The sequence below is a fragment of the Peribacillus sp. 05N428 genome (assembly GCF_056397085.1).
The window spans coordinates 1-10,940 of sequence record NZ_JBFTMS010000073.1 but is presented as its reverse complement, the minus strand read 5'-3'; the positions used below and the strand labels follow the sequence as shown (position 1 = coordinate 10,940).

The 10,940-nt window shown below is 34.4% G+C and carries 14 protein-coding genes and 1 pseudogene; 13 read left to right on the top strand and 2 right to left on the bottom strand.

Annotated features, from left to right (window positions below; translation table 11 throughout):
• Window positions 1-242 precede the first annotated feature (242 nt).
• Entirely contained in the window at window positions 243-704 is a 462-nt protein-coding gene (locus tag AC1DIV_RS28925) for an NUDIX hydrolase (RefSeq protein WP_340877724.1), read from the top strand.
• Between the two features lie 154 nt (window positions 705-858).
• Here the strand turns inward: AC1DIV_RS28925 and AC1DIV_RS28920 are convergent, their stop codons facing one another.
• Window positions 859-1,023, bottom strand: coding sequence for a hypothetical protein (locus AC1DIV_RS28920; protein WP_340877723.1), 165 nt, complete (start codon window positions 1,021-1,023; stop codon window positions 859-861).
• Between the two features lie 295 nt (window positions 1,024-1,318).
• On the opposite strand from AC1DIV_RS28920, the pseudogene AC1DIV_RS28915 reads away from it, so the two are divergent.
• The 7 genes and pseudogenes from AC1DIV_RS28915 (at window position 1,319) to AC1DIV_RS28885 (ending at window position 6,432) form a co-directional block, all read left to right on the top strand.
• Window positions 1,319-1,704, top strand: a pseudogene (locus AC1DIV_RS28915) (DUF1259 domain-containing protein).
• Between the two features lie 131 nt (window positions 1,705-1,835).
• Complete coding sequence (locus AC1DIV_RS28910) at window positions 1,836-2,330, top strand: GNAT family N-acetyltransferase (protein ID WP_340877722.1); 495 nt, start codon at window positions 1,836-1,838, stop codon at window positions 2,328-2,330.
• A 222-nt stretch (window positions 2,331-2,552) separates the two neighbouring features.
• Entirely contained in the window at window positions 2,553-3,035 is a 483-nt protein-coding gene (locus tag AC1DIV_RS28905; protein WP_034304508.1) for a DinB family protein, read from the top strand.
• 1,206 nt (window positions 3,036-4,241) lie between these two features.
• Window positions 4,242-5,102, top strand: coding sequence for a transporter substrate-binding domain-containing protein (locus tag AC1DIV_RS28900; RefSeq protein WP_340877719.1), 861 nt, complete (start codon window positions 4,242-4,244; stop codon window positions 5,100-5,102).
• 269 nt (window positions 5,103-5,371) lie between these two features.
• The gene (locus AC1DIV_RS28895) at window positions 5,372-5,737 is read left to right on the top strand and encodes a DUF2089 domain-containing protein (RefSeq protein ID WP_063594884.1); all 366 of its coding nucleotides are present in this window, start codon (window positions 5,372-5,374) and stop codon (window positions 5,735-5,737) included.
• Window positions 5,738-5,750: 13 nt separating this feature from the next.
• The gene (locus AC1DIV_RS28890) at window positions 5,751-6,140 is read left to right on the top strand and encodes an SHOCT-like domain-containing protein (protein ID WP_340877717.1); all 390 of its coding nucleotides are present in this window, start codon (window positions 5,751-5,753) and stop codon (window positions 6,138-6,140) included.
• A 10-nt stretch (window positions 6,141-6,150) separates the two neighbouring features.
• Window positions 6,151-6,432 carry a hypothetical protein gene (locus AC1DIV_RS28885; protein ID WP_323599064.1) on the top strand — a complete coding sequence of 94 codons (282 nt, stop codon included), beginning with the start codon at window positions 6,151-6,153 and terminating at the stop codon, window positions 6,430-6,432.
• Window positions 6,433-6,603: 171 nt separating this feature from the next.
• Here the strand turns inward: AC1DIV_RS28885 and AC1DIV_RS28880 are convergent, their stop codons facing one another.
• Window positions 6,604-6,762 carry a hypothetical protein gene (locus AC1DIV_RS28880; protein WP_340877714.1) on the bottom strand — a complete coding sequence of 53 codons (159 nt, stop codon included), beginning with the start codon at window positions 6,760-6,762 and terminating at the stop codon, window positions 6,604-6,606.
• A 238-nt stretch (window positions 6,763-7,000) separates the two neighbouring features.
• Here AC1DIV_RS28880 and AC1DIV_RS28875 point away from each other — a divergent pair, with 238 nt between their 5' ends.
• The 5 genes from AC1DIV_RS28875 (at window position 7,001) to AC1DIV_RS28855 (ending at window position 10,680) form a co-directional block, all read left to right on the top strand.
• Window positions 7,001-7,384, top strand: coding sequence for a nuclear transport factor 2 family protein (locus AC1DIV_RS28875; protein WP_421163161.1), 384 nt, complete (start codon window positions 7,001-7,003; stop codon window positions 7,382-7,384).
• Between the two features lie 688 nt (window positions 7,385-8,072).
• Window positions 8,073-8,747: a VOC family protein gene (locus tag AC1DIV_RS28870; protein ID WP_340877712.1), complete on the top strand. Its 675-nt coding sequence runs from the start codon at window positions 8,073-8,075 to the stop codon at window positions 8,745-8,747.
• 29 nt (window positions 8,748-8,776) lie between these two features.
• Window positions 8,777-9,262: a hypothetical protein gene (locus AC1DIV_RS28865; protein ID WP_340877711.1), complete on the top strand. Its 486-nt coding sequence runs from the start codon at window positions 8,777-8,779 to the stop codon at window positions 9,260-9,262.
• A 264-nt stretch (window positions 9,263-9,526) separates the two neighbouring features.
• A complete protein-coding gene (locus AC1DIV_RS28860; protein WP_340878594.1) occupies window positions 9,527-9,640 on the top strand; it encodes a DUF3953 domain-containing protein in 114 nt (37 codons plus the stop codon).
• Between the two features lie 524 nt (window positions 9,641-10,164).
• Window positions 10,165-10,680, top strand: coding sequence for a CPBP family intramembrane glutamic endopeptidase (locus AC1DIV_RS28855; RefSeq protein WP_445670140.1), 516 nt, complete (start codon window positions 10,165-10,167; stop codon window positions 10,678-10,680).
• Window positions 10,681-10,940 lie beyond the last annotated feature (260 nt).

The window sequence follows — 10,940 nt, the reverse complement described above, 5'->3', positions numbered from 1 at the left end:
AAGCAGAGGGGAGTCCCCTCTGCTTTAGAGCATTATCTAAAAGTACACACTGTAATATAAATTGAAACGCCGTATACGCGAACCGTACGTACGGTGTTGTGAGAGGGGCGAAAATAATACATTTATTTTCCCTCTACTCGATTATGAAACAAACGGGGCAGGATAGTTCAACAAGGAAAATCTTTATTTAGAAGAGAAAAAATAGTGAGGAATATTTAAATATTAATTCTAAGGAGAAAAAAATGGCTCAAAATGGGATTGTTTTAGTAGTTAGTGTATCAATATTCAAAGATGGAGAAGTTTTAATGATAAAAGAAAATAAACCAAGTGCAATGAATAAGTGGAATTTCCCTAGTGGACGAATTGAATCTGGTGAAGACATTCTTTATGCAGCTCGAAGGGAAGTAAAAGAGGAAACAGGTTTTGATGTGGAACTTACTAGCACAACTGGTATTTATAACTTTATCAGTAATGCAGGTAATCAAGTTGTTCTTTTTCATTTTACTGGAGAAGTTACTGGAGGTTCATTAGATATTAAAGAAGATGAAATTATAGACTATAAATGGTTAAATATGTCTGACCTCGTGAACTTTGATAATGAAGAACTTCGTGATGCAGGTGTTATAAAACAAATAGGAAATAGTCTAGTTAATAAAAGTTTCCATTCAGTAAATATCTTTAATCAACAATTAGGCAGTTTGTGAATAGATGTACTTAAACTAACGGGTGCGTTAGCTGAAGATCGGAGTTTTCTTAAGGCAGCTCCTTTTCTATAAAACAAACGGGGCAGGTTAGTTCCATAAGCGTTGTGTACTCAAATACGAAGGCTTAGTTTATTTATTTTTACCAAACTTCTCGTTACCTTTCAACTTCATTGATTCTTTCTATTAGACGCAGAGCCTCCCCATCCTTTAAAAATTTAATTTGTTTACCTTTGTAATAGATTACTATTGTTCCTTTTTTCGTTATTCGATAAGTAAATGGTTCTTCACTTAATCTGTTTCGTTTGTCTATATTGCTCACTACACCGTCTCCCTACTTATTATAGTTCAAAGATTATATTCAAAAAAGGCAGTTGATTCTCCTGTGTTCTTTAAATATTATTATTCACAGTCTGTGTCAAATCTGTGATAAGTCTTATAGAACTAACGGATGTGTTCGTTCATTAGTGAGCTGTGGCGATTGGCCTTTTTCTTACAGGATTGTTTGAATAGGATATGAGTAATCAGCATAATTCTTATTTCAAAATAGATGCATATCCGTTTCGGATCTATTCATTAGTTCATATCCTATTAATACTAGGGAGGAGATGAATAGATTGGCATCGAATGATGAATTGATTTGTCAAAAGTTTGCTAGGATTATCGGCGGCCAAGCAGGATTTGCGGGTGGCAAATGTGTGGCAACCATAAATCGAAATGAAATAAAAGTGAAAATTTTAGGGAAACGTTTTAGAGTAACCCCTTCTTTCTCATATGAATCCAGAGATAATCAGACTGGACGGGCATTGTGCCTAGGCAGGGTAGCGCTCTTGCAAAAAGAAGTCGAGAATTTTGTTTCTTCCATTCTTAAACAAGGAATAATAGTTTCATCCGTACACAATGAGTGGCTATTCGATAATCCGAATTTGGTTTACGTTAAAACGAAGCTGTTGAGGATCCATTAGTTTTTGCAAGGAAAGTCAGGAAAGCGTTAAGGAACTAATGGATTTCCCACTAGTGGTAAAACGGAGCTGTCTCTATGGCAGCTCCTTTTCTTATGGAACTACCCGGGCAGGTTGAAGAACAGGTAATAAAATCTCTATGTCGAATTAGTAACAAATGGGGTGATTAATTTTGATATATGTAAAAAGCTGGGAACAAAGTGAGCATGATTTAGATTTTTTAACGGATATGATGTATGAAGCTATTCATATTCCTGAAAATAAGCCACCTAAAGAAGAACTGTTAAATTTATCACATATCAAAAAATATAGTGAGGGGTGGGGCCGAAAAGGTGATAGAGCAATAATTGCTTTTAAGGATAATTTTCCTGTTGGTGCTGCATGGTATCGCCTATTTGCAGAAAATCAAAAAGGTTACGGATATGTTGATGCTAAGACTCCTGAACTAGGTATAGCTGTAATTAATAAAGTAAGAGGTACGGGAATAGGTAACCTGCTTATGGAAAAGTTATTTGAAACAGCTTATAGAGATGGTTATACATCACTATCTTTGAGCATTGATCCTAGAAACACTCAGGCTGTACAACTTTATAAGAAACTTGGATTTGAACAATGTGATTCATCAGGAACATCTTGGACAATGATATATAACATCTCTTCCAGTTAGAAATTATCAACTAACGAGTACGATTGCTGAAGGTCGGAGCTGTTTTTAAGGTAGTTTTTTCTTTATGGAACTATAGGGGCAGGTTAGTTGAACAAGTAAAAGGTTTTTGTGGTGGTTATCTCGAAACTAAATGAGTAGGAAAATCATTTTAACATCAGGGAGGATGGCTGTTGTACTTAATTTAGGGATCCATATTCTAATTAGAATTGAGGAGTGAATAGATTGACCAACGTAAAAGATATTATTTCTGACCAGTTCTTAGCGAATGCTAATGACCCTAGTTGGTACAAACCATTTTCAGAATCAGTTGAAAATTTGACGGAAGAACAGGCTTTATGGAAGCCAAGTAAAGATAGTAACAGTATAGCTGAAATTGTACAACATCTGATTTATTGGAATCAAACTTGGCAAACCAGGTACGAAAAATCCAACGTAGACGCTGTATCTTCAATCGGAGATAATAATCGGAGCTTTTTAAGTCCTGAATATATGTGCTTTAACGATTTGAAAAAAATCTTATTAGAAGTCCTTTTAAAGTGGGAAGGGTTATTAACTAATGAAAAAATAGAAAGTGATGTTATAGGTTTTCCTGAAAAAGTTAAGTGGTGGCAAATTCTTGGAAATGCAACTACCCATAATGCATATCATATCGGTCAAATTATTTATATAAGGAAACTGCAAAACAGTTGGAAGGCGAATGCATGAGAAGTTGACTTAGCTGCTAATTGGAACTTTTCGCTAGAATGGATTGCTGCGGCAATCCTTTTTTCTTCTTCAACTAAAGGGGCAGCATTCCTGTAATGAACGAATCGGTTTATTTATGCAAAGCCAACTAAGTTTGTGAATAAGTACACTTAAACTAACGGGTGCGTTAGCGCCATAAAAAGGCCGCCAATTGGCGGCCTTTTGAAAGTATGATTCTTATCATTATCATACATTCAAATTATAGGGAGTTTTGTTCAATAATAGTTCTTAATAAATTGGGATTTTAAGGTAAAATATTATTTGAACTAAAATTATATAATAAGGAGTTTGATTTTTTGAAAAAAAAATTTTGTTTCTATGCTTTTGTTCTCTTTTGATAACAGCTTGCCAAAGGGAGTATAAAGGTGAATATATAAAATGGGGAGAAAAAACCAACAGTAATGCGACTGAATTATTAAAAGAAAATGGAATACCTTATAAAATTAAAGATGGAATTATATATATACCTGAAGATGCTTTTGATAAATCTATTATGTGTTGTGCTTAAAGATTAAAATAACATAAGTTTAAGTTTGTTAAAGTAACGGGCGCGTTAGCTGAAGATCGGAGCTGTCTTTAAGGCAGCTTTTTCTTATGCAACTAACGGGGCAGAGTAGTGGAAGAAGGTATTTATTGTTCAGCTAAAGAATAGTATTCGGTAAAGGTTGATTTTAAGGAATAAACTAACTTAATATCAGGAGGGAAAAATGGCTGATAATAGTTATGAGAAACAACATCTGAAAAAACTCAGGACTTTTACTTATATCACGATAGCATTAATATTTTCAATGATATTTCTATTTATTAGCATTTTTCTTTTGTTTTTTTCTATGTCAGGCATTTTAGACTTTGTGTATTTTACACCCCAAATAGCCATTTTCTCATTCTTGATTTCTTGTGTATTTTCTGTTTTAGCTATAAAAAATCTATTTGGTAAGATATTGTTAGTATTGAACATATTTCTCATGCTATTTATGATTTTTTATGGACCATAACTAGTTACCATTAAATGAGGACTGCACATTTTAGATATGACTAATATGTGTAGTCCTTTTTCTATCAATTGTGGAAAAATGTTTATTTTTTGAAGGTGATTCTCTTATTTTGTTGTATTTTTACTAATTGATGGATTAATTAAAAATACAGCAAAAAACGGAGGGAAATCACATGTTTAACAATTGGAAAAAAACACTGATGGCTGGAGTGATCAGCTTATCCTTGCTAGGTACTGGGTACGTCAGTCATGACCTGATCTCCTCGCAAAACGTCTCGGCTGAACCGGCAGCTAAAAATGCGCCAGGGCATTTGAAAAAAGCGGAGTCTTCCCAGCTTGATGAAATTATCAAACGTGGATACATCCGGGTAGGAATGACGGGGGACTATAAACCATTTACCTATTTGAACCCGGAAACGAATGAGTATGAAGGCTTTGACGTGGATGCTGCCAAAGAGCTGGGTAAAGATCTTGGCGTAGAGGTGAAATTTGTCCCTACCACATGGCCTGCGATGATGAAAGACCTGCAAGCGGACAAATTTGATATCGCTGTGGGCGGTGTGACCCGCAACACAGCCAGACAAAAAAGCGCTTATGTATCCCAAGGTTACCTTTCATTCGGTAAGGTGCCTCTGATTCGCAAGGAAGATAAAGACAAGTATCTTACCATTGAAGATATCAACAAGCCTTCTGTGCGCATTGGCGTAAATCCAGGCGGAACAAACGAAGAATTTGTTCGTCAGTATCTAAGCGATGCTAACGTAACGGTTGTAGAAAACAATCTTGATATACCACATCTTGTAGCAGAAGGTACGTATGATGTTATGATCACTGACACAGTAGAAGCAATGCTATATGCAAAAGCTGATTCAAGATTGCATGCGGCTCAAACCGATAAGCCTTTCACAAACAGTGAAAAAGGTTATATGATCCCAAGAGGCGATTTCATTTATGCAAGCTACTTGGAAATGTGGATGGATGAAATGAAGCTCCAAGGGAAATTTGACGCCCTCTACAAAAAGTGGATGGAATAAAATATAAGAGGTGTTCCCCCTTTTATTTCACCACCTGTGTTAAAAACTGTCCATCATTTGAAAACAAGCGTACCCCCGTTCAAAATTTGGACGGGGTTACGCTTGTTTAATTTAACCATTATGATAAATGTAATAATTGAATCAATAATATTAAACAGTAAATTAATATTATTGATTTTTACGATTGAAAAAATTTAATTTTACTATTTATATTTTTAATTCCTTGTTATATAATCGAATCAACTAAAAGGGAGGAATTGCATTCCATTATGGCTTATAAAGTAATTACAGATTGTCCTGTCTGCAGTAAAACATTGAAAATTACAAAGTTGCAGTGCTCTCATTGTCACACTACGATCGAAAATGAGTTTGAATTATCTAAGCTGGCATCCTTATCAAAGGATCAGCTTCATTTTGTGGAAGTATTTTTAACATGCAGAGGGAATATCAAAGAAGTTGAAAAGGAGCTTGGGATTTCGTATCCCACGGTTCGAGGCAAGCTAACAGACATCATTTCATCCCTTGGATATGTGCAGAAGAAGAAAAATGAAGTAGACGAGAAAAAAGTTGTCACCATGTTGGAAAATGGCGAAATCACACCAGAAGAAGCCATTAAGCTCTTAAAAGAGGAATAGGGGGGAATTTATCATGAAAGAGGAAATTTCAAGAGTGTTAACAATGGTTCAAGAAGGAAAGATTGATGCAGATAAGGGATCAGAATTGATTCAAGTATTAAAAGAGAAAGAAGAAACAGGTCATAAGCCTTTGGAAAAGCCAACTAAATATTTAGATAAAACATTAAAAATTCGTGTTGTATCAGCCGAAAATGATAACGTCACGGTCAATTTGCCTATAAAACTGGTCAAGGTAGTATTAATGGCTGGACACAGCATCGCAGCGAGTATTCCTCAATCGGAAAAATACGTTAAGGATGTAGACATAAGCCTTATCATTGAAGCAATCGAAAACGAATTAGATGGCCAAATTGTTGATATTAAATCGGCAAACGGGGATACCGTTTCCGTCATCATTGATTAGTGATTTGTTTATGATGCATGTAAAAGTGAAAGCAAAAGACGTTCGGTTTACCATCCCAGTTCCATATGCCATTTTAAATATTGTTATTTCCATTTTGTCTTCAAAATTTCTTCAGAAAAATGTAAACAAATGGACAAAAGAGCACTTCGAAAGAAAAAAACTGGATTTTACCTTTCCGTTAATAGACAAAAATAGGCTAAAGCCTATCGTCAAGGAACTGAAAAATTATAAAGGGATCGTGCTAGTGGATGTCAGAGCTAAAGACGGTACTGAGGTTAAGGTTAGACTATAATTTATTATAGAATACGCCGACCACTGCCTGGCATTTTGAAGGAAAATCCTAATTTCTCACAAAGTTCTTTAATTTTAAAAGCTTAAACAAGCATAACCCCGTTCTAAATGTAGGACGGGGTTAAAAATATGTTGTTGCGCCCGATTGTTGAATAATATGACGGGCGCTTTTTTAATCGCGCATTGCTCCTGCCTCTCGGGAAGTCATTGCACCTTGTCCTTCGCTTACATCTTTTTGAATTTGTTGTTTTACTTTTTGTGCATCAGTTCCGGCAAATTCCGGTTTCATAATGTAACCCGAGTTCTCTTTAGCTGGTTGATTCTGCTGCATACAATTCCTCCTCAATTTATGTTTAACACTCTTATTATTTACAAAAAGGTTCAAGAGTACTATTTGATTTTAGAAGCCAATTGCCCTTGAAGTATAAACCTAAAACCAATAACACCTCTCGGAAACTCAAGTGTACTCTACATACTTGATCGTATTACCTTGTGGGAATTGAAGGGAATATATGTATCGCAAAGAATATATAATGAAAAAAATTATATAGATGAGAGGGGATATTATGATGATTAGTGAAAAGAGCAAAAAAATCATTGAAAATTATATTATGGCCTACAATTCGTTTGATATTGAAAGTATGGTTAAACTCCTTCATAAAGAGATCATGTTTAGGAATTTCACGAATGGCGAACTGAACACAGAGACCAGAGGCATACAAGAGTTTAAAGAACTGGCGGAAAAGTCGTCAAAGATTTTCTCTAGTCGCCGTCAGACGGTTATTGACTATAACGCTATAGAAGATAAGGCAGAAGTGCAAATTGAATATGAAGCAATACTGGCTGCTGATTTGCCTAACGGATTAAACAGTGGAGATAAGATTCAATTAAAAGGAAAGTCCATATTCGGACTTAATGAAGGGAAAATATCATTAATTGAAGATTATAGTTGAGTGCATCTAACCTTAATTACGCTAAATAAACGCGTGAACAAGCTTCAATAACTATTGAAAATATTGTCAGTACTCAACAAAAGGGAGCAATTCTTTAATAAGAAATGCTCAGTTTGTAGACAAAAGGGGTTCGGAAAATATATCTTTCATCAATGAAGTTCCCAAACTAACAACTTCAACTCATCAGGTATGTTTTCTATATAAATGCTATAACAAAGTTGATTGGAGAGAAAGGTGCGAGACTCCTGCGGGAAAGGCGCGTCTAGGGAGACCGCGCAGGCGCAAGCCGAGGAGGCTCCCTGACCGCCCGCGGAAAGCGAGTGCCTGTAGCGGAAATCCGCTGCAAATTGTACAAGCCATAAAAAAACGGGAGGCAAACTCGATTTCTTCAAATTTGTCTACAGTCTCAGCAATTCTTTAATAAGAAATGCTTTTCTTTATGAACTAACAGATGCTTTAGTACATTTTAAAAGGAGCTGTCAGAAGCTCCTTTTCTTATGCAGCTAAAGGGGCAGTGACTGCAAACAATCAATAAGTGAGATTAAATCAACAATCAGTTAAGTTGGTTTATATAGGGAAAAATAGAATAAATTTACTTGAAATGATAATTATGATTTAATCAGAATGTCAGTACGTTTTATAAATGACTCACTCAATAATTAGATATACAAGGAAGGTGTTATTATCCATGGAAATTAAATCGATTGTTTTACAGACTAAAAGTTTAATGCAAATGAAAAATTTCTATATTGGAACATTAGGTTTTTCTCTCATTAATGAAGATAAGAATAGCTTTCGATTGGCTGTTGGTACAGGTGAAATGGAGTTTACAACAAAAGAAGTAAAAGGTGCCCCCTATTATCACTTTGCTTTTAACATACCGGCTAACAAATTTAATGAGGCAAAATCATGGGCAAAAGAAAGAGTGAGTTTACTTGTTGAAGATGGGGTAGATGAAGCTAATTTTACTCATTTACCTGCCCATGCTCTTTATTTCTATGATCCTTCTGGTAATATAGTAGAATTTATTTCAAGATATGAAATTGCTGAAGCTAGTATGGAGCCTTTTTCGGTTAAAAGCATTTTAAACATAAGTGAAATAGGTTTAATTGTAGAAGACACGATAAGTGTGAGCGAAAAATTAAAGGAAATTGGTGTGTATGAGCGTGACAATCATACAATAAGTAAAAAATCCCTTAATTTCATGGGTGAAAGAAGGAATGGGGTATTTATTATATTAGCCCAACCTGGGAGAAGGTGGATATTCTCCGATAAAACATCTGCCATATCCCCTCTTGAGATTACATTAATAAATAACAATAAAATAATCATCAATTCCGATAATGAATTTCAGATATATTGAGACAGGTTAAAATTTTCTTGATTTAGTGAGTGTATGGTTTTGATTCTTTGAGGGGGAAAGGCAATTATGAAAAAAGTTTGTATGATATTTATTTTTGTTTCTGTACTTTTTTCGGTTGTAGCAATGAAAAAAAAGATCTGAAAGAAGACCCTGGGCTTAATAAATCCCAAAAGATAGAAGTATCGTCAGAAGAAAATCCAGACTTGGTTTTAAGCGTTATAGACAATCAAGATGAAGTAAGTGAATTTGTTAATACACTTGAAGTTGATAAATGGCGTATTGTAGATAATCCTCCAAATTTAACTAAAGAGTATATTTATAAGATGTACCAAGAAGATACAGTCAAACATGGAGAGCCAAATACAGATAAAAAGGAACTTAAACAAATCGCTACAATTATTACATATAAAGATAGCCCTTATATTGAACTTAGAACCAAGAAACTGAATTTAAATTTTAAAGTTCCAAAAGATGTAGCAGAATACCTATCCAATAAAGAGAATCAAAAACATTGACCATACAACAATTTACGTCAACAATACGTTATTTCTTTTTATTGAATGAAATTAACTGGTAATAGGCAGCTTTTTCTTATGGAGGGGTAGGATAGTAGAATTAGTATGCCGATAAAATTGTACAGAACTTAATAGGGGAAATATTTTCTTGAAAATGGTTAGAGTTATATTAGCAATAGTTGTTATTGTTCTAACAGGATATAATCGAATAACTGAAACCGAGTTAACGACTATTATATGTTTTCCTAAGGGGCACTTATATTGGTGACAGGATTATCCGAACTTCAAAAAGACAGAAAAGGCTTTTGGGGATATATGAACATTGTTATCTCTTTATTTATTTTCTTTGTTTCTATACAGGGTTTCTTAATGAACTAACGGGGCAGGATAGTTGAAGAGTGCTGTTTGACCTTTGTTCAACAATTGGGCCATATTATTGAAGAAACTTCATAAAGTTAAACCCTTAATGGGAAATCAATTTATCTTGGTTATTCAAGAATCGGAGGTGCAATTCTTAAATAAAAGAAATTACAGTTTAATCCAATTCCGGATTTTATGTTAAGATAATTCTTGTGATTAAGTTTGTTGCGAACTGAATAGAAAATTAATAAAATGAGTTTTGATTGAGGGAGAGAAAAGTTTGTCCAAATTAAAAAAATATCTATTTTTAACTTTTTCAATCACTTTTCTTTCTTGGGGAATGATTGCTGTTTATACGCAAATTAAAAATATTCCTTTTGGTTCATCAATTGCTTTATATATTCTTTATATTTTAGGTGTAATAGGGCCTGCAATCGCTGGTATAACCGTTAGCAAAAGGTCTGATTCAAAAGAAGATTTTAGTATGTTTTTAAAGAGTTGTTATCAACCACCGAAACATTTAAATTGGTATTTTTATTATCGTGATCGTTTTAGTTTTTTCTTTACTTCCGTATTTCGTAGTCGGAGGAGAACAAATTGTACCCCTTCAATATATACTTTTACAAATTCCTATTTTTATCTTAATTGGCGGTTTAGAGGAAATTGGATGGCGGGGGTATATGCTTCGAGAATTGACAAAAAGAATACCTGCTTTAACAAGCACATTACTCGTAAGTATTGTTTGGATTTTTTTGCATTTGCCATTGTTTTTCATAATTGGAACTTATCAATATGAATATTTGAATATTCCTGTATTCTCCATAAGTGTTATTTCTTTTTCCTTTCTTTTATCAACTGTTTATTACAAAACAAAGAGTATATTTCTTTGTATTATGACACACGCTTTTTGTAATAGTGTTCTCAATGTGTTCGTTAGCAATCAATCATTATTAGGAGGAATTATAGCATTAGTTTTTTCTTTATTCATCTACTTGCTATTCGTAAACAATCGCAACCGATCATTAATAATGAAAAAAGTTGATACATATATTGAATAATCTATTAGTAGCAATCTCTTATTCCACATAAGGGCGCGATTCTTTAATAAGAATCGCTTTTCTTAATGAACTAACGGGTGCGTTAGCTGAAGATCGGAGCTGCCTTAGGGCAGCTTTTTCTTGTGTGCCAGGCATGGCATCTATCTAGGTGGTGAAAGTCCACTGTGGGGGTACACATCGACCAACCACTAAGGAAGCGCAAGGTACTTATCGTGAGGTAAGGGCTGGAGGAAGCGTGGAATAAAATAATCTTGGCTCGA